This window comes from Idiomarina sp. A28L, from assembly GCF_000218785.1.
Taxonomy (GTDB): domain Bacteria; phylum Pseudomonadota; class Gammaproteobacteria; order Enterobacterales; family Alteromonadaceae; genus Aliidiomarina.
Genome location: NZ_AFPO01000013.1, coordinates 84,246 through 103,694, shown reverse-complemented (window position 1 = coordinate 103,694; position 19,449 = coordinate 84,246). Strand labels below are relative to the sequence as shown.

At 45.2% G+C, this 19,449-nt stretch carries 19 protein-coding genes; 11 read left to right on the top strand and 8 right to left on the bottom strand.

The features are described 5' to 3' along the window. Nucleotides 1–113: 113 nt before the first annotated feature. Nucleotides 114–1,499, top strand: coding sequence for a PhoH family protein (locus A28LD_RS06380; RefSeq protein WP_007420255.1), 1,386 nt, complete (start codon nt 114–116; stop codon nt 1,497–1,499). A gap of 97 nt (nt 1,500–1,596) precedes the next feature. On the opposite strand, the gene ruvX is transcribed toward A28LD_RS06380, so the two are convergent. From ruvX to A28LD_RS06360, 4 genes are read right to left on the bottom strand one after another with little or no spacing between them, the layout of a single operon-like run. Next, on the bottom strand, nt 1,597–2,007 hold the full coding sequence (ruvX, locus tag A28LD_RS06375) for a Holliday junction resolvase RuvX (RefSeq protein WP_007420254.1): 411 nt from the start codon (nt 2,005–2,007) through the stop codon (nt 1,597–1,599). A gap of 55 nt (nt 2,008–2,062) precedes the next feature. After that, entirely contained in the window at nt 2,063–2,656 is a 594-nt protein-coding gene (locus A28LD_RS06370; protein ID WP_007420253.1) for a YqgE/AlgH family protein, read from the bottom strand. Between the two features lie 9 nt (nt 2,657–2,665). After that, nucleotides 2,666–3,610, bottom strand: a complete 945-nt coding sequence (gene gshB / locus A28LD_RS06365) for a glutathione synthase (RefSeq protein WP_007420252.1) — start codon at nt 3,608–3,610, stop codon at nt 2,666–2,668. Nucleotides 3,611–3,647: 37 nt separating this feature from the next. After that, nucleotides 3,648–4,376: a 16S rRNA (uracil(1498)-N(3))-methyltransferase gene (locus tag A28LD_RS06360; RefSeq protein ID WP_007420251.1), complete on the bottom strand. Its 729-nt coding sequence runs from the start codon at nt 4,374–4,376 to the stop codon at nt 3,648–3,650. A 102-nt stretch (nt 4,377–4,478) separates the two neighbouring features. On the opposite strand from A28LD_RS06360, the gene A28LD_RS06355 reads away from it, so the two are divergent. Then, nucleotides 4,479–5,384, top strand: a complete 906-nt coding sequence (locus A28LD_RS06355; protein ID WP_007420250.1) for an ABC transporter ATP-binding protein — start codon at nt 4,479–4,481, stop codon at nt 5,382–5,384. Further along, the gene (locus tag A28LD_RS06350) at nt 5,384–6,421 is read left to right on the top strand and encodes an ABC transporter permease (RefSeq protein ID WP_007420249.1); all 1,038 of its coding nucleotides are present in this window, start codon (nt 5,384–5,386) and stop codon (nt 6,419–6,421) included. Before A28LD_RS06355 ends, A28LD_RS06350 begins: the two co-directional genes overlap by 1 nt. 140 nt (nt 6,422–6,561) lie before the next feature. Here the strand turns inward: A28LD_RS06350 and A28LD_RS12275 are convergent, their stop codons facing one another. The 3 genes from A28LD_RS12275 to A28LD_RS06330 all read right to left on the bottom strand — a co-directional run bounded on the left by A28LD_RS12275 (nt 6,562) and on the right by A28LD_RS06330 (nt 9,413). Further along, nucleotides 6,562–7,455 (bottom strand): PRC-barrel domain-containing protein, encoded by an 894-nt coding sequence (locus tag A28LD_RS12275; RefSeq protein WP_007420248.1) that lies wholly within the window; start codon nt 7,453–7,455, stop codon nt 6,562–6,564. A gap of 292 nt (nt 7,456–7,747) precedes the next feature. After that, entirely contained in the window at nt 7,748–8,506 is a 759-nt protein-coding gene (locus tag A28LD_RS06335) for a Crp/Fnr family transcriptional regulator (protein WP_007420247.1), read from the bottom strand. Between the two features lie 154 nt (nt 8,507–8,660). After that, a complete protein-coding gene (locus tag A28LD_RS06330; protein ID WP_007420246.1) occupies nt 8,661–9,413 on the bottom strand; it encodes a Crp/Fnr family transcriptional regulator in 753 nt (250 codons plus the stop codon). Nucleotides 9,414–9,739: 326 nt separating this feature from the next. On the opposite strand from A28LD_RS06330, the gene A28LD_RS06325 reads away from it, so the two are divergent. Together A28LD_RS06325 and A28LD_RS12235 are read left to right on the top strand one after the other, a co-directional pair. After that, nucleotides 9,740–10,153, top strand: coding sequence for a PRC-barrel domain-containing protein (locus tag A28LD_RS06325; protein ID WP_007420245.1), 414 nt, complete (start codon nt 9,740–9,742; stop codon nt 10,151–10,153). A gap of 145 nt (nt 10,154–10,298) precedes the next feature. Then, nucleotides 10,299–10,451 (top strand): lmo0937 family membrane protein, encoded by a 153-nt coding sequence (locus A28LD_RS12235; RefSeq protein WP_007420244.1) that lies wholly within the window; start codon nt 10,299–10,301, stop codon nt 10,449–10,451. A 12-nt stretch (nt 10,452–10,463) separates the two neighbouring features. Here A28LD_RS12235 and metK read toward each other — a convergent pair whose 3' ends face one another. After that, a complete protein-coding gene (gene metK / locus A28LD_RS06320) occupies nt 10,464–11,606 on the bottom strand; it encodes a methionine adenosyltransferase (RefSeq protein ID WP_007420243.1) in 1,143 nt (380 codons plus the stop codon). A 254-nt stretch (nt 11,607–11,860) separates the two neighbouring features. Between metK and tkt the strand changes: the two genes are divergently transcribed. The 6 genes from tkt to queA all read left to right on the top strand — a co-directional run bounded on the left by tkt (nt 11,861) and on the right by queA (nt 19,444). Continuing rightward, nucleotides 11,861–13,852, top strand: a complete 1,992-nt coding sequence (gene tkt, locus A28LD_RS06315) for a transketolase (RefSeq protein WP_007420242.1) — start codon at nt 11,861–11,863, stop codon at nt 13,850–13,852. A gap of 47 nt (nt 13,853–13,899) precedes the next feature. Beyond that, on the top strand, nt 13,900–14,964 hold the full coding sequence (epd, locus tag A28LD_RS06310; protein ID WP_007420241.1) for an erythrose-4-phosphate dehydrogenase: 1,065 nt from the start codon (nt 13,900–13,902) through the stop codon (nt 14,962–14,964). A gap of 28 nt (nt 14,965–14,992) precedes the next feature. Further along, nucleotides 14,993–16,171, top strand: a complete 1,179-nt coding sequence (locus tag A28LD_RS06305) for a phosphoglycerate kinase (RefSeq protein ID WP_007420240.1) — start codon at nt 14,993–14,995, stop codon at nt 16,169–16,171. Nucleotides 16,172–16,207: 36 nt separating this feature from the next. Beyond that, nucleotides 16,208–17,272, top strand: a complete 1,065-nt coding sequence (gene fba / locus A28LD_RS06300; protein WP_007420239.1) for a class II fructose-bisphosphate aldolase — start codon at nt 16,208–16,210, stop codon at nt 17,270–17,272. Nucleotides 17,273–17,446: 174 nt separating this feature from the next. Beyond that, complete coding sequence (locus A28LD_RS06295) at nt 17,447–18,232, top strand: DUF481 domain-containing protein (protein WP_007420238.1); 786 nt, start codon at nt 17,447–17,449, stop codon at nt 18,230–18,232. 174 nt (nt 18,233–18,406) lie between these two features. After that, nucleotides 18,407–19,444 (top strand): tRNA preQ1(34) S-adenosylmethionine ribosyltransferase-isomerase QueA, encoded by a 1,038-nt coding sequence (gene queA / locus A28LD_RS06290; RefSeq protein WP_007420237.1) that lies wholly within the window; start codon nt 18,407–18,409, stop codon nt 19,442–19,444. Nucleotides 19,445–19,449 lie beyond the last annotated feature (5 nt).

Here is a 19,449-nt window from a genome sequence, read left to right as displayed (position 1 = left end):
TTAAGTTGCAAGGCGGCGCATTGTAGCAGAATTTATTTTCGTTTTGTCATAGCAGGTTCATCTGATTGGTCTAAGCTTAAATTGAGAATAACAACAAAGATGAGGTTCTACCTATGCCAGCAAGTGAGCCCAAGTATTACGTCCTCGATACCAATATTCTATTGCACGAACCCTTAGCCTTCCTTAATTTTCAAGAACACAATGTAGTGATTCCAATGGTTGTATTGGAGGAACTGGATCATATTAAAGATAGGCAAAAAGATGTGAGCCGTGATGCCCGCGTGGCCATACGTTCACTCGAAGAAGCATTACACGATGCTACTCCGGAACAAATATCAGCCGGAGTGCCACTCACTCGAATAGCCGGTGAGCATCAAGCGAATGGGCATTTATCCATTTTCCCTGATTTTCAACTTCGGCAAACTGAATCAGCCTTATCATTGAATGAAAATGATCATCGCATTATTCAAACGGCGTTGCAGTTACAGGCCACAAAATCACCGCACAAAGTGGTACTGGTAACCAAAGATATTAATATGCGCTTAAAAGCCAAAGGCGCTGGTGTAAACTTCGTTGAAGATTACCGCACCGATCAGCTGATTGATGATATTCGCTTACTTTCAAAGGGCTTTCACCAATTTGAAGGGAATTTTTGGGATACCGTTGGGGAGGTAAAAACGGAGCAAGATGGCCGCGATATCTATCATTTTATTGCTCGTGATTTATTTCCGGCGTTATACCCAAACGAGTATTTAATTGACGATACCGATAATTTTGCAGCCCGCGTGGATAGCTTTACCAATAGCCATGTAAAAATTCTCGATCTTGGCCGCGAGCGGCTTATGAGCCAGCGTGCTTGGGGCATTACTCCAAAGAATATCTATCAGGCGATGGGCATGCATTCTCTGCTCGATCCTACGCAAGATTTGGTAATTTTAACTGGCCCAGCGGGTTGTGGAAAAACCTTACTGGCGCTTGCAACCGCGCTTGAGCAGGTGGTAGAGAAGGGGATGTATGAGAAAATCATTGTTACTCGAAACACGCCTGAAATTGCTGAATCTATCGGCTATTTGCCCGGCACCGAAGAAGAAAAAATGGCGCCTTGGTTAGCGGCTATTACCGATTCGCTTGAGGTACTGCATAAGCATGATGAAAACATGGAATCGAGCCTTAACTTCATTATGAACAAGGCCAATATTCAGTTTAAATCACTGAACTTTATGCGTGGCCGCAGCATTCAAAACGCTGTGGTTATTTTAGATGAGGCTCAAAATTTAACGGCGGGGCAGTTAAAAACGATTATTACTCGCTGTGGAGCAGGTACAAAAATCATTTGCTCGGGTAACTTGGCACAGATCGATAGTTATTATTTAACCGCTGTAACCTCGGGGTTAACTTATATTGTTGAGCGTTTCAAAAACTATTATGGTAGCTCAACCATGAACTTAAATGGTGTGGTGCGTTCAAGCTTGGCGCAGTATGCGGAAGAAAATTTATAGCGCTAGAAATTGCTGTGTGGGCGCGCAATAAAAAGCCCCCCTAACAAACAGCCGCAATTCCAATTGCGGCTGTTTTGCGTTAAGCGGGAATAAAGCTTTAGGCGTGGGTTTGGAAGAAATCCTCCAATATTGTGCAAGCGGCGGCACTATCAACTCGGCCTTTGCTTAGTTCGCGAAAGCCGCCTCGAGCAAATAGTTCTTCCCGTACACTTGCCGTGGTTAAACGCTCATCTTGGTATTTTACTTGCACGCCAAAGCGGCCATGTAAGCGGTTACCAAATTTGCGGGCCAAATCAGTAAGCGGTTGTTCGGTGCCATCCATATTGAGGGGTAGGCCAACTACGCAAAAATCCGGTTGCCATTCCTTGATTAGCTTTTCTAAGAGCTGCCAATTCGGAATACCTTCTTTGGCTGCTAGCGCTGCTAGAGGCGAAGCTGTGCTAGTAATGCGGCTGCCCACCGCAACACCAATACTTTTGGTGCCAAAATCAAAGGCAAGAATACTCATTCTTTGTGATTCCTACGTGATTATTCTCACATTGTAATAACAAGCGCGCTGAGCTTTAAGCGTGGCCAGCTTCACTAGAAAGTTGGCTGATTTCGAAGCCTAAGCTTTCCGCAGCTTTACCCCAACGTTCCGCTGTTGGTGTTGCAAACATTAGATTGGGATCTGCAGGAATCGTTAACCAGCTATTTTCCGCAATTTCTTGTTCCAACTGGCCAGCTTCCCACCCTGCATAACCAAGAGTAAGTAAAAACTTTTGTGGCGCGCGATCAGAACCAAGTGCCTCAAGAATGTCACGCGAGGTAGTGATCATAATTTCGCTGCTGAGTTCCAAGCTACTACGCCAGCCATCTTGTGGCGGGTGCAATACGAAACCTCGATCTGTTGCCACAGGGCCGCCCGTGAGCACCTGTAAATCATCGAAATTCCGCTCATGGGTAATTTCCACATCAATCTGTTCGAGCAAGCTAGCTACTGTCATGCCTATGGGCTGATTAATAATAAGCCCCATCGCGCCTTCCTCGTTGTGCTCACAAACATAAGTAACCGTGTGGTGAAAAAACGGGTCGTCGAGCCCAGGCATAGCGATTAAAAAATGATTCGCTAAGCTATTAAATTCGGTGTTTTCTTGCTCTGGTTTAGAATCAGGCATACTCGCTCCTTACTGCAAATCAACGATTAGTGCGTCGAAAAGTTGGCCTGCGATATTAATATCATAAGCGTTTTCAATTTCCCGCATACATGTAGGGCTTGTCACGTTTATCTCGGTAATACGATCACCAATTACATCCAAACCCACTAAATATAAACCTTTCTCTTTCAAGGCTGGCCCTACCGCTCTTGCGAGGGCGAAATCACTCTCGCTTAAAGGCTGTGGCCGGCCGGTACCGCCAGCCGCTAAATTTCCGCGTGTTTCACCTGCCGAAGGTACGCGAGCTAATGAATAAGGAACAGGCTCGCCGTTAATAATCAAAATACGTTTATCGCCATCTTTAATCGCCGGCAAATATTCTTGGGCCATGGCAAAGCAATTACCATGGTTGGTAAGAGTTTCAATAATCACGCCTAAATTGCCGCCGTTTTCATCAACGCGGAAAATAGAGGCGCCACCCATACCATCAAGCGGCTTTAAAATTATATCTTTGTGCTTTTTATGAAAAGCACGAATCTGCTCCGCACTGCGGGTAACTAAAGTAGCCGGAATAAGCTCTGGGAACCATGCAGTGTATAATTTCTCACCACAATCGCGCAGGCTTTGTGGCCGGTTGGCTACTAATGCACCATCGCGCGCGGCAAGCTCAAGAATGTGGGTTGCATACACAAATTCAATATCAAACGGCGGATCTTTACGCATCAAAATAATATCGAGCTCGCCCATCGGGATAACAGAAGCTTTACCGAGTTGATAAAAATCTTCCTTTTGATCGGTTACTTGTAGTGGCTGCACACGAGCCATAGCGGTGCCTTGCTCAATAAACATATCAGCCAGCTGTAAATAGAATACTTCATAGCCCCGTGCCTGCGCCTCGAGCGCCAAACGGAAACTAGTATCTTTATATGTTTTTACCGATTCAATTGGGTCCATCACAATCGCAACGCGGGTCATTATCTACTCCCTAAAAATTTCATAGCTGGTATAAGGCTTACGCAAGATCGCCAAAATGAGATTGTAACGCAGTAATTGCAGCTAATGCGGCAGTTTCTGTTCTCAATATGCGTGGGCCAAGCTGCACTGGGTGGCATTTGTAATGCTGTGTTTGTGCGATTTCGCTTTCGGAAAAACCGCCTTCAGGGCCAATAAGCAAGTGATATGTAGCGTGCTTTGGTAATTTGCCGAAGCTATCTTCTGCTAAAGGATCGAGCGTTACCGCTAGCCCCTCGTATTCTTGCTGTAACCAAGTTTGCAGATTAATAGCTGGCTTCACCTCTGGCACTGTATTGCGGCCAGATTGCTCGCAAGCGCTAATCACAATTTTCTGCCACTGTTCTTGTTTCTTTACCAAACGTTCACCGCTCAGTTTTACATTGCAGCGCTCTGTAAACAATGGCGTAATTGAAGTAACGCCAAGCTCTACCGATTTCTGTAGCACAAAATCCATTCGGTCACCCTTAGAAATACCTTGGGCTAGGTGAATATTCAATGCTGATTCACTTGATGCAAGAACCTTTTCTAATACTTTTACCGTAACCTTCTTTTTGGTTACTTCGGTAATTTCCGCTTGATAGCGATGATCATCGCCATTAAATAGTTCAAGCAGAGCCCCAGGCTGCAATCGCAATACCCGCCCCGTATGGTTGCTCGCCTCATCGGAGAGCACACTGGTTTCGTTTACTTGTAATAAATCGGGGTGATAAATGCGGGGAATACGCATAAAATACCTGTATGTGTGGCTAATAAAATATAGCAAGCATGTTACCTGCCAGCGCCTTTGGCGGCAACTAACTATAGCTCTTTTGGCGAACGAGATAATATTGTGAAGAAAACCGAAGCAACACCCATATTAAGCACCCGAGGCTTAACGAAAACCTACGATGGCGTAAATGTAGTTGATAAGCTTGATCTTGATATTCGCGAGGGCATTTGTTTTGGTTTGCTGGGGCCGAATGGTGCTGGTAAAACCACCACTATTGAAATGCTCGAAGGCATTTTGCCACCGAATGCGGGTGAAATTCTTTACCGAGGTAAGCCGGCAGATAAACATTTCTTTCAGCATGTAGGGATACAATTTCAACACACCGCACTACCTGATTTTCTAAAGGTAAATGATGTGTTGAATTTGTTCAGCCGTTTTTACGATAGCCCAATGAATCGCGATGAACTGATTGCTTGGTGTAACCTTGAAGATATTCTTGATCGTGATCACCGCAAATTATCGGGGGGCCAGAAGCAACGTTTGTTGTTAGCGTTGGCGCTAATGAACGATCCTGATTTACTTTTCCTCGATGAACCCACCACAGGGCTTGATCCTCAGGCGCGGCGAAATTTTTGGGAATTAGTTCGTTCAGTGCGAAGCCGTGGCAAAACAGTATTGCTTACCACCCACTACATGGATGAAGCCGAACAGCTGTGCGATGAAATTGCGGTATTAGATAAAGGTAAAGTATTAACCCAAGGCGCGCCTCGAACGTTACTCAATCAGTACTTTAATGGTGCGTTGATTCGTTTACCGGTTACTAACTTTAGTGGCGCAGCCATGCCCGCAGAGTTTAAAGATGCCGAACAGCAGGGTGATTTTATGCAGCTACAGGCTACGCAGGTAGATGCCACTCTGAGTAAGCTGATTGCTAGTGGCGTATCGCTGAATGGGTTACAAGTTGAATCGGCAACGCTCGATGATTTGTTTTTGAAGTTAACTGGCCATGAGTTGCGGGGTGAATAATGTTTTGGAAGCGTTTTTTAGGTGTATTTACTGCCCGTAACCTGGAGTTTTGGCGAGATAAAGAATCACTCAGCTGGAATTTGATTTTCCCCTTGGTTTTAGTAGCGGCATTCGCATTTCTGTTTGATAGCGATGACCGTACGATTGTTACTGTGGGTGTGGTGCAAGAAGCACAAACACAGGATCAAAATACAAATGGCGCCATATTGGTGCCCGAATTGGCTAGTTTAGGCTTCGTTGAGCAAGTGCCTTACGAAAACCGAGAACAAGCATTGCGGCGTTTACAACAACATCAGCTCGATCTGGTGATTGCCCCGCAAGAACAGCGTTATTGGCTGAATGAAAGTTCGCCCGGTAGTGCTTTAGCGGCGGAATTACTTAGCGCTCGAAGTGACGCCTATGCTCAAGAAGTATTAACCGGCCAAGCGCTGCGTTATGTTGATTGGGTGTTGCCGGGTATTTTGGCAATGAATCTGATGTTCAGTTGTTTGTATGGTGTGGGTTACGTAATAGTGCGTTATCGCAAAAACTCAGTGCTAAAGCGTTTGCAAGCTACACCACTTTCCGCGTTTGAGTTCTTATTGGCACAAGTAGTTTCGCGAGTATGGTTGGTGTTGGCTACATTGATTGTGGTGTATTTAATCTGCAACGCGATATTTAGTTTTGTAATGGAAGGTAGCTATTTATTACTTATCCTTCTCGCGTTTATGGGTTCGCTTTGCATGGCAGCGTTAGGGCTATTGATCGCAGCGCGCACGCGCAGCGAAGAACTTTCTCGGGGTTTACTCGATTTTATCGCTTGGCCAATGTTGTTGCTTTCCGGAGTGTGGTTTTCACTTGATGGTTCCCCAGAGTGGGTGCAACAGTTCGCGCAAATATTCCCTCTTACCCATTTGCTCGATGCGGCCCGTGCCGTAATGTTTGATGGCGCTGGTTTCACTGAAATACTTCCACAGATTGTTATTTTGATTGGCATGACATTGGTATTCCTTCTGGTAGGCGCTCGGCTGTTCCGATGGGTAGGGGATGGCCGCTAAATTTTTAAATACTGGCGAGGGAACTGAACATCATTTTTCTCGCCAGTGAACCTATATTACCAAGCTAGGTTCTATAAACCGCTCGATGCCGTTGTTTACCTATATATCCATATCTATTCTACATCCGTGTATGCCTACGCTTATTTGCGGTTGGCAAACTCTGGTGCAGAGCGGAGATCATCACGCGTTAAAGCAACGCGTAGCTCCATGTCGTCGGCAGCGCCTGAGCGAGTTACATTATCCCAGCTAATGGCTACATCTTTTTGGCCCATTCCTAGGAAGCCACCGACACTCACAACAATAGCTACAACCTTACCGTTTTCATCAATAATTAAATCACCTACTGAACCGATGTCTTCGTTATCATTGGTATGAACATCCATACCAATTAGGTTGCTAGCGTGAAAACCATTCGCTGGTACCGAAGCGATATGACCGCGATGTTGCATATTTGCTTGAGCACGGTTATCACGTTGGTTGGTTTCCGAGCGTGGCTGAGTATTTTGATCACGTTGGTTGCGCGCGTTGTCGCGAGCAGTGCTGGCGTGATCACGCGCTGAAAACTCAGGGGCTGCTTGTAGAGCCTCACGCGATACATCAGCTCGTAACTTCATATCATCGCCAGTATCTGTTTTGGTTACATTTCCCCAGCCAATGGCTACATCTTTTTCGCCCATCCCTAAGAAACCGCCAACGCCAACGATAACAGCGATAACTTGGCCGCTTTGATCAAGAATCAAATCATCAACTGAACCGATGTCATCATCATTGCTCGTGTGTACCGTTGCACCCATTAGGTTGCTTGCGTGCATACCATTACGAGGCACTGAATCTAGGTAGCTACGGCTTTGCGAACGAGGCTGATTTCGCTGATTGTCTTGGCCGTAGTTGCTAGCATCAGTTGCCGCACTTTGGCTAATCGCAGCTCCAACACTATTGAGGTTGCCAGTGTACTGAGCCAGAACAGATCCTGCACCCAGAGCAAGCGTTGGAGTAACCAGCGCATAAAAAGCAAACGTATGTAATTTTTTCATTTTAAATCTCCTTTGAATCGGATGTGTTATGCGAACAAAATGTTCGAACAACAACTTCATCACTGTTTTCCTTTTTCAGTATCGCTACTTAGAAAGATTTGAATTGTCATGCGTTATGCAATTCAGGATGAGATTCGAAATTACACTGAGGGGGTTTTGTAGTCGGTTCGATAGCGCACTTAAGCCGCAATGAATATTCACTAAAGCCCTATAGAACAGGGCTTTCAGCGCAAGGCCTTTACGGTTTCTTTAACCTGCAAGTGGTAAAAGAGGTATATTTCTGAGTAAGCGTTTAAGGTGTTCCTTGCTCGGTTAGTAACCGTTTTGCTGAATCTTGCGCAGGTTCACCTAACAAGCGTTGGTATTCATTGATATTAAGCTGATAGCACTCGCAACTGGCTTTTTCTAAGGCGCTTCGGTTGGTAATCGCTATTTTACCTCTACTGTATTCGATCAGTTTGCGTTCTTGCATTCTGCCTGCGGCAACTGTAACGCCACTTCGGCGAACCCCCAACATATCAGCTAAAAATTGATGAGTGAGATGGAATTCATTGCTATGGGCGCGGTCTTGGCTCAATAATAACCAACGAGCTAGCCGTTGATCTAATGCATGAAAATGTGCGCATGCCGCGCTTTGTGAAAGCTGAGCAAGCGAAACAAATAAGTATTTTTTTAGCACATGACGCAGTTGTGGGCACTGATGCAGTACTTGCTGCAACTCAGCAACATTTAAACGCCAAGCCGTTCCTTTTCCTTGCACAACGGCTTGCATTGGTGCCTCAGATACACCAAGAACCATGGTTACGCCTAACATCCCTTCATTACCGATAACGCTCATTTCCAAGGGTTTATGGCCAGATAGTTTAGTTACCAGAGAGATAAATCCACTCATCGGAAAATACAGATATTTGTATTTTTTGTTATGCTCAGAAAGCATAACGCCAAACTCTAAGTCAACTACCTCACAGTGATTCAGCAACAACAAACGTTCGTGCGCTGGGATCAGTTCAATTAGGTGATTTGTAATAATTGATTCTATGGATGTAGACACAGCAATTACCTTTAAGCACAGGATATACCATCATGGCCCAAGGCAGGTGCTATGCTGCCTTGAACTAGAAGTGTATTGAATTAGTTGTTTTAGCTCTGTGCGCTATACCACACAAATGCGGTACATCGTTCACAGGTAATTTGTTGGTAAGTAACTATTTTTTGCGAGGACAATAGGGGAGCAGGCGATCGGTTTCAGCTTTAACCACGCTGTAGCATTCGCAGCATATATCTTCGAGTTTCGTGCGGTCGGTTACCACAATGTGGCCCCGGCTGTAATCAATTACACCTTTAGCATGTAAACGACCAGCTGCCTCGGTAACACCTTCGCGGCGCACGCCAAGCATATTGGCAATGAGTTCTTGGGTCATCACAAGATGGTTATCATCAAGGCGATCGAGCGATAGGAGCAACCAGCGGCAAAGCTGTTGCTCGATACTATGATGCCGATTACAAACCGCTGTCTGTGCCATCTGAGTAAGAAGTGCCTGAGCATAGCGTAACGCTAAATTCATCAACTCACAGTGACGATTAAACTCAGCTTTCATTCTTAACCCGAGTAATCGATATGCATAACCTGCGTTTTGTACAATGCCTCGGCTGGTTGTGCTTTCACCGCCCATCAGCAGCGACATACCAACGAAGGCATCGTTACCAACAACAGATATTTCTGCTTGCGAGCCGTTTTCCGTTACATATAACAAGGAAACAATGCTATCGGTGGGGAAGTAGACATAGCGCATCACTTCACCCGCTTCGTATAGCACAGTACCTAAAGGCATGTGTACCAATTCCATATGTGGAATTAGCCGATCTTGGATTCCCTCGGGCAAATCATTAAAAAAATAATTCTGCGTTGGGTGTTGAGAGTTCTGAGTAGAACTTTCGGCACGTAGAATGTCCGGCATGACTATATCCTTATAGGAAAATATGTAAGCCATTAGGATAAAGGAAACTGCAAAATGCTCTGTACGCTATCGAACATATAGCTACTGGAGAAGAAATTGTTCGGGTTAACTTTTAGTTGTTTTTGTTGTTATATATTAATAGCTTGCGTTAAATTCAGGTTCGTATCCTATAGATTTCGGAATATAGCTTTAAAGAATCTTTACGTAAGAAGGTTTTACTTGGTGTGCTAGCGCACGGAGCTATTTAAAGTACTGGGCTAGGCTCTGTAGTGAACTTGCGTCAACATCTTCGTTTAGACAGCAAGTATTTTTGCTAGGAGCTTAATATGAACTATGAAAAACGCGACACAATGGGCATTTACAAGGAAGATCTAAGTGGACCTGGCCCGCATTTGATGGGTGCAGACACCCTAATCGGTAATGATGTTTATAACCAGAAAGACGAAAATCTAGGTGACATTAAAGAAATCATGCTGGATGTAACCAACGGCAACGTCAGCTATGCAGTGCTTTCATTTGGCTCATTTCTTGGCATGGGAGAAAAGCTATTCGCGGTGCCATGGAGCGCATTAACGCTAGACACCGAGAACAAGCGATTTGTTCTGAATGTGGATAAGGAAAGCCTAAAAGATGCACCTGGCTTCGATAAGAAACATTGGCCTAACATGGCTGATAAAGCATGGAGTAAAGACGTTGATACATACTACGCTTCGTCGAGCTCTAGAGTTTCCCCAGGCTAATAATGCCCATTTTTGTTACTTAATGGCATAAAAAACCCGCTCGTTTGAGCGGGTTTTTTTACACCATTGTGTTAGCTAGCGCACATACACATAAAAGTTACCGCGGCATGCTTACCATCATCTTATACTAAACAGGCAAACCATTATGTTAGAAACAATCATTGTACTACTAATCATTTTGTGGGCCCTTGGCCTTGTTTCGTCTTACACCATGGGCGGGTTTATCCATATACTTTTGGTTATCGCTTTAGTCGTTATCGTGATACGCCTAGTTCGTGGCCGTGGCCGTGGCGTTTAAACTGAGCGGTACTTACAGCGAAGCGCGTATTGCGTCCACTTTGTCTGTGCGTTCCCACGGGAACTCATCACGGCCAAAATGGCCGTAAGCCGCGGTGGCTTGATAAATTGGCCGTTCTAAATCGAGCATTTTTATAATGCCGTAAGGGCGCAAATCGAAATTATCACGAATAATACGAATTAACGTATCTTCATCATGTTTACTAGTGCCAAATGTTTCCACACTAATTGATGTGGGTTCAGCTACACCAATAGCGTATGAAATTTGCAGTTCCAAGCGGTCGGCTAGGCCTGCCGCTACCAAGTTTTTAGCAACATAACGTGCAGCATACGCAGCACTGCGATCAACTTTCGAAGGATCTTTACCGGAAAAAGCGCCGCCGCCATGCCGAGCCATACCGCCGTATGTATCGACAATAATTTTCCGGCCAGTTAAACCACAATCACCCATAGGCCCACCGATTACAAAACGGCCGGTTGGGTTGATATGAATTTGCGTGCTTTTACTTAACCATTCAGCAGGTAACACAGGCTTGATTATGGTTTCCATTACCGCTTCACGAAGCGTGCTTAAATCGATTTCAGGCGCATGCTGAGTTGAAAGCACGATGGCATCAATACCCACCGGCTTACCATCTTCATATACAAAGGTAAGTTGGCTTTTCGCATCAGGGCGTAACCAAGGTAAATCGCTGCGGCGCATATCGGCTTGCTGGTGTACGAGTTTGTGTGCATACATAATCGGTGCTGGCATCAACTCTGCGGTTTCGTTGGATGCATAACCGAACATCAAACCTTGGTCGCCGGCACCCTGATCTTCTGGCCGGGCACGGTCAACACCTTGGTTAATATCAGGCGATTGCTTGCCAATTGCATTCAATACTGCACAGCTATCGGCATCGAAGCCCATATCAGAATGAGTGTAGCCAATTTTGCGAACAGCAGCGCGGGTGAGCTCTTCAATATCTACCCAAGCATTCGTATTAATTTCGCCACCTACCAATACCATACCTGTTTTCACATAGGTTTCGCAGGCCACGCGGGCTTTTGGATCTTGGGTTAAAATGGCATCTAAAACTGCATCAGAAATTTGATCTGCAATTTTATCAGGATGCCCTTCGGAAACTGATTCAGAAGTAAATAAATGACGTGCCATAAGTTCTCAATGCTCCAATAATTTGCGCGTATGGTAGCGCATAATTCCGGCTAAATCTATCTTTAGACGTCTATCTGTCTATATGTGTTCGATAGACCATTTAAGCTAAGCCCAAGCTGAACATCAATAAAAGCCTCGGCAATGCTCTTAATTTGAGCTTTCAATTTGCGTGAGCTGCCGGAATGGTAGACAATACCGCGCACAAGGTTACGCCCTAAACCCTTCAAATGATCATAAAAAGCCAGGAGTTTCTGATGTCAGATCGCCGCTATTTCGCAAATGCTATACGTGCCCTTAGTATGGATGCCGTTCAACAAGCTAAATCAGGTCACCCGGGAGCTCCAATGGGCATGGCCGATATTGCTGAAGTATTATGGCGTGATTATCTATCCCATAACCCAAGCAACCCAAACTGGGCGAACCGCGATCGCTTCGTGCTTTCGAATGGTCACGGCTCAATGTTGATTTACTCATTGTTGCATTTAACCGGCTATGATTTATCCATTGATGATCTGAAAAACTTTCGGCAATTACATTCGAAAACACCAGGGCACCCAGAATATGGCTATACTCCCGGCGTAGAAACCACTACCGGGCCACTTGGCCAAGGCATTGCGAATGCGGTTGGTATGGCGATTGCGGAAAAAGTATTAGCGGCGCAATTCAACCAAGAAAACTTCCCAATCGTTGATCACCACACTTATACATTTTTAGGTGATGGCTGCCTTATGGAAGGCATTTCTCACGAGGTATGCTCACTAGCGGGCACACTAGGCCTCGGAAAACTCATTGCCTTTTATGATGATAATGGAATTTCAATTGATGGCGAAGTTGCAGGCTGGTTTACCGATGATACGGTGAAACGTTTTCAGAGTTACGGCTGGCAGGTAATTGCTGACGTTGATGGCCATGATAGCGCTGCGGTAACCAAAGCGATTGAAGCGGCCCGTGCTGAAAGCGACAAGCCAACACTAATTTGCTGTAAAACCGTAATTGGTTTTGGATCGCCAAACAAGCAGGGCACTGAAAGTTGCCACGGTGCACCGTTGGGTGATGATGAGATTGCCGCAACCCGCAAAGCTTTGGGTTGGGAACATGGTAAATTTGAGATTCCAGACGATGTTTATGCAGCATGGTCGGCAGCGGCAAACGGCAAAAAAGCAGAAGCAAGCTGGAACGAGCTATTTGCAGCTTACAGCAAGGCAAACCCAGAATTGGCAGCCGAATTCACTCGCCGTGTGAACGGTGAATTGCCAGCTGATTGGGCATCTAGTTCACAAGCATATATTGAACAGTTGCAAGCTAACCCTGAAAAAATTGCTACGCGGAAAGCTTCGCAAAATTCTTTAAATGCGTTTGGCCCAAGCTTGCCTGAATTTTTGGGCGGCTCTGCCGATTTAGCCGGTTCAAACCTAACGATTTGGAACGAATCTAAACCTTTAACTACATCTGATTTTTCTGGTAATTACATTTATTACGGGGTGCGTGAATTCGGCATGTCGGCGATTATGAATGGCATCCAGTTGCACGGCGGCTTTCGCCCCTACGGCGCTACCTTTTTAATGTTTATGGAATACGCCCGTAATGCTATTCGCATGGCAGCGCTTATGAAACAGCCAGTAATTCATGTGTATACCCATGATTCCATAGGCTTAGGTGAAGATGGCCCAACCCATCAACCGGTAGAGCAATTAGCCAACTTACGTTTAACACCAAACTGCGAAAGCTGGCGCCCGTGCGATCAGGTTGAATCGGCTATTGCATGGAAAGCCGGTATTGAACGTACCGATGGCCCAACATGTTTGATCTTTACTCGCCAAGGTGTGGCGCAAATGGCACGTGATACCCAGCAACTTGCCGATGTTCGCAAGGGCGGCTATGTGTTGAAAGATTTTGCCAAAAACCCAGAATTAATTCTTATTGCTACCGGCTCAGAAGTAGAACTAGCGATGCAAGCTGCTGAGCAGCTCACTGCCGCAGGTGAAAAAGTTCGCGTAGTTTCTATGCCTTCAACTTGTGTGTTCGATAAGCAAGATAAGGCTTATCGTGAAGCCGTGTTGCCGCCGAATGTGCGCCGCCGTGTGGCTATTGAAGCAGGTATCGCTGATTTCTGGCACAAATACACGGGCTTCGATGGCGCAGTAGTGGGCATGACCACCTTTGGTGAATCAGCTCCAGCAGAGCAACTATTTGAGCATTTTGGCTTTACCGTAGAGAACGTGGTGGCGGTAGCGCAGGGGCTATAAGCCCCTTCAACCTCGTTTAATGGCGTTGTTTATACATAGAGGGCACCATGACGGCCAGTAGTAATATGTTTCATCAGCATCCAGCTAGTGCGCGCGAACGAAAGATTCGGTTGGCTATAAATGGCTTTGGCCGTATTGGCCGCAGTGTGGTGCGTGCTTGGTTTGAATCAGGTTGGCATCAGCATATTGAAATAGTAGCTATTAATGAATTGGCGGCTAACTCAGGTATGGCGCACCTGCTCCAGTATGATTCTACCCACGGAAAGTTTGCAGCCAATGTTAGTGTGGAAAGCGATACTTTGCGAGTGGCAGAACACAATATTCAATTACTGCATTGCGCTGAAATTTCAGGGTTGCCGTGGCAAGAGTTAGATATCGATGTAGTGCTGGAATGTACCGGTGTGTTTGGTAGCCGCGAGGATGGCGAGGCGCATTTAAATGCTGGCGCTAAACGGGTGTTGTTCTCGCATCCAGCATCGCCAGATGTTGATTTCACGATTATTCAGGGTATTAACGAAACTGAACTTGCATCAACGCATCGAATTGTATCGAATGGTTCTTGTACAACGAACTGTATTGTGCCGGTAATTAAAGTTCTAGATGATGCTTTTGGCGTTGATAGTGGCACTATAACTACTATTCACTCAGCAATGAATGATCAACAGGTAATCGATGCTTATCACGATAATCTGCGCTTAGCGCGGGCAAGCTCGCAATCGATTATTCCAGTTGATACCCGTTTAGCGCGGGGTATTGAAAGAATTTTACCAAAATTTGCTGGCCGGTTTGAAGCTATTGCAGTGCGCGTACCAACAACCAACGTTACGGCGATGGATTTGAGCGTTACTCTGCAAAGTAATGTTGATATCAACATGGTAAACGAAATATTGCATTCAGCCGCCGATAAATTGCTACCGGGGATTCTCGGCTATACCGAGCTACCATTAGTTTCCTCAGATTTTAATCACGATCCAAGATCAAGCATAGTTGATGGTACGCAAACGCGAGTAAGCCATAAACAATTAGTAAAGATACTTAGCTGGTGCGATAACGAGTGGGGCTTTGCCAACCGCATGTTAGAATCAGCCAAAGATTTGGCCTTGCTAGATTAATCTAGTAATTGCAGAAAAGGATTATTTCATGACCATAAAATACATGAACGATATCGATTTACGCGGCAAGCGCGTGCTTATCCGCGAAGATTTAAATGTTCCAATTAAGAGCGGAAAAGTATCTTCTGATGCACGTTTGCTGGCAGCTTTGCCAACTTTAGAAAGCGCCCTAAAGCAGGGAGCGAAAGTAATGGTAATGTCGCATTTGGGGCGTCCTGAAGAGGGTGAGTTTACCGAAGAATATTCAATGGCGCCGATAGTGAAATACCTTGCGGCAGCATTGAATTTCCCGGTGCGTTTAGAAACTAATTATTTGGATGGCGTGGAAGTAGCCGGCGGTGAACTCGTTGTGTTTGAAAACGTGCGTTTCAACAAGGGTGAAAAGAAAAACGATCCAGGGTTAGCTAAACGATTAGCAGCTTTGTGTGATGTGTTTGTAATGGATGCCTTCGGAACTTCTCACCGCGCCCAGGCTTCAACTTACGGTGTTGCTCAGTATGCACCTATTGCATGTGCTGGCCCATTGCTTGCGGCTGAACTTGATGCCCTCGGCAAAGCCATGCATAACCCAAAACGGCCGTTAGTAGCTATTGTGGGCGGCTCGAAAGTATCTTCCAAATTAATGGTGCTTGATTCTTTAGTGCGTAAAGTTGATCAGCTCATTGTTGGTGGCGGTATTGCGAATACTTTTATCGCTGCAGCAGGCCATAATGTAGCGAAATCATTGTATGAAGAAGATCTATTAAAAGAGGCCTCGCGTTTGGCTGAATCAGGCAAAACCCGAGGTGCTGAAATACCAATTCCAACTGATGTTGTGGTGGGTGATCGCTTTAGCGCTGATGCCAAAGCCGTTACTAAGGCGGTAGATGCAGTATCAGGCGACGATCAAATTTTTGATATCGGCCCAGAAACAGCACAAAAGCTGGCTGGAATGCTTGAGAATGCCGGTACTATTTTATGGAATGGCCCCGTAGGTGTTTTTGAGTTTGATCAATTTGGTTCAGGCACAAAAGTATTGGCTGAAGCAATCGCAAACAGCAAAGCGTTTTCAATAGCAGGCGGTGGTGATACCCTTGCAGCTATTGATAAATATAGCATTGCCGATAAAATCTCCTATATTTCTACAGGTGGCGGTGCATTTTTAGAATTCCTAGAAGGTAAGACATTGCCAGCGGTTGCTATTTTAGAAGCTCGTGGAAGCGAATAAAACAAAATTAATGGATAAAGGTTAGGAGTAAATTAAATGGCTTTAATTTCAATGCGGCAAATGCTCGATCATGCAGCAGAGTTCGGTTACGGCGTACCGGCGTTTAACGTGAATAACTTGGAACAAATGCGTGCCATTATGATGGCTGCAGATGATACTGATAGCCCGGTAATTGTGCAGGCCTCTGCTGGTGCTCGCAAATATGCGGGTGCACCGTTTTTGCGCCATTTAATTTTAGCAGCAGTGGAAGAATTCCCACATATTCCAGTGGTTATGCACCAAGATCACGGTACATCGCCAGCTATTTGCCAACGTTCAATTCAATTGGGCTTCAGCTCGGTAATGATGGACGGTTCTTTGCGTGAAGATGGCAAAACCCCAGCTGATTACGATTACAACCTTGATGTAACTCGCCGAGTAGTAGAAATGGCACATGCCTGCGGTGTTTCAGTTGAAGGTGAATTAGGATGTTTAGGTTCGTTAGAAACGGGCCAAGCTGGGGAAGAAGATGGCGTAGGTGCAGAAGGCACGTTAAGCCATGATCAGCTGCTAACTGATCCTGAAGAAGCGGCTGATTTTGTGAAAAGAACGCAAGTAGATGCATTGGCTATCGCTTGTGGTACTTCACACGGCGCGTATAAGTTTACTCGCCCACCTACGGGCGATATCTTAGCTATTGATCGTATAAAAGATATTCATGCGCGCATTCCAGATACGCATTTGGTAATGCACGGTAGCTCTTCGGTGCCGCAAGAATGGTTAGCGGTTATTAATGAGTTTGGTGGGGAAATTCCAGAAACTTATGGTGTTCCGGTAGAGCAGATTCAAGAAGGTATTCGTTACGGTGTAAGAAAAGTAAATATCGATACGGATTTACGTTTAGCTTCAACCGGTGCGGTACGTAAATTTTTAGCTGAAAATAAATCAGAATTTGATCCGCGCAAATATTTACAAGCATCTACCAAAGCTATGTACGATATCTGTAAAGCGCGTTATGAAGCTTTTGGTACCGCAGGTAATGCCAGCAAAATTAAGCCAGTATCGCTAGAAGAAATGTTTATGCGTTACGAGCGTGGTGAGTTAGCGGCAACGATAAAATAAGTGTTTTCCCGTAAAAAATAGGCCATCGGCTGCAAAACGCCGATGGTTGTTTCTTTTTGGGGTACGAAATTTAAGCTTATTCCGTTAAAATGCTCAATATCGAAAGTGTAGAGTGGTTTCAAAATCACCGGAAACACTAAAAATTATAAAATAGAGAACACATAAGGGGGGCTTGTGCGCCTAACGATTATAGGACTCGCCTTGTTGGGATATTCAGGGGTGGCATCATCATCAACATTTATGTTTGATGATATTCAAGATGTTGATCCGGCCAAACAAGATGGAAAATGGCGCGCAACGGCTGAACTTGGTGTGTTATTGCGCTCAGGAAACACCGATTCGCGTTCATGGAAAGGTAAACTCGATATCCAACGTGATACCGAGTACTGGCGGAATCGTGCAGTATTCGATTATTACCTGCAAGAACGTAAAAATTTTGAAGGTGAAACGGTTACCGATGCAGATCGGCTTTTTATTTCCGGGCAAGGTAACCGCAAATTTAATTTAGGCAGCCATTCTTCGATTTTTCTTTATGGCTCATATGAAGATGATGCGCTCAACAGTTTTGAATACCAATCAACCGTTGCGGCTGGTTATGGTGCGCGCGTTGAATTGAACGAAAGTATGTTTACTGATTTTGAAATCGGTCCGGGTTATGCATACGATAAACGCCGCAATACTGGTGAAACCGATGGTAGTTTCATTGTTCGTGCTGCAGCCAACTATGATTGGCAGATTAGTGAAACAGCGCGCTTTACACAGCTAGTTTCTACAGAGGTTGGTAATGATAATACGCGTTCACGAGCAGTAAGTGCGCTTACTTCAAACTTGAATTCGCGTTTGGCGTTACGGTTAACACTTACATTAACGCATAACTCTACAGTGTATGAACAAGCAAATGGCCGTATTCCAGAGAAGCTCGATACTGAAACGGCCGTTACTCTCGTTTATACCTTTTAATAAAGCGGAAACACCCTATTTTGTGAGCGCTAATTGTTATTCCTAGCTCAATGAAATATGGGTGTTTCATACTTTTCTACTGAAGATTATGCAAGTGATACCCACCCGAAGCTTCTGTGAGCGCTTTGTTTTTGAAAATAAATTTTTGTAATCCTAAGGTATCTATTGCTCCTCATGAAACGCTCAGATTTTTACTTTGAATTACCAGAAACGCTCATTGCTCATTATCCGCAACCAGATCGCAGTAGCAGCCGTTTACTTACATTAGATGGCCCTAGTGGTGATGTTGGCCATCGCCAATTTCGTGAACTACCTGATTTATTAAATCCAGGTGATTTGCTTGTATTCAATGATACCCGAGTTATCCCAGCGCGCTTGTTAGGAAATAAAGTTTCTGGTGGTAAAATTGAGGTGTTAGTTGAGCGTATTGTTGATGAGCATCGCGTGCTTGCGCATGTAAGAGCGAACCGCGCACCAAAAGCTGGTACTGAGCTATTATTAGAAAATGCTGTGCCTTGCGTAATTGGTGAACGCGATGATGCTTTGTTTGAAGTTCACTTCGATAAAAGCCGAACGGTATTAGAATGGCTTGATGAATATGGCCATATGCCATTGCCACCTTATATTGACCGCCCCGATGAAGCTAGCGATCGCGAACGCTATCAAACGGTTTATGGTGTGAAGCCAGGCGCTGTAGCAGCACCAACCGCGGGGTTGCACTTTGATAGTGCAGTAATGGATGCGTTAGCCGCAAAGGGTATTGAAACGGCTTATGTAACTTTACATGTGGGAGCTGGAACCTTTCAACCCGTGCGTACCGATGATATTCGCGAGCACAAGATGCACAGCGAATATGCAGTAGTGCCGGAATCAGTGGTGGCGGCGGTGGCGGCAACACGTGCACGCGGCGGCCGGGTAATTGCTGTAGGTACCACTTCGGTGCGTTCCCTCGAATCGGCGGCGAAAGCAAATGGCGGCGAGCTTGCTGAATTTGCTGCAGAAACCGATATCTTTATTTATCCGGGTTATCAGTTCAATGTAATTGATGCCATGCTTACTAACTTTCATTTGCCAGAATCAACGCTAATAATGTTGATTTCAGCATTTGCCGGGCAAGCAGAAGTGATGGCGGCTTATCAAGCGGCAATCGAACACGAATATCGGTTCTTTAGTTACGGTGATGCAATGTTTATCACCGCGAAACAGGATTAACAGGC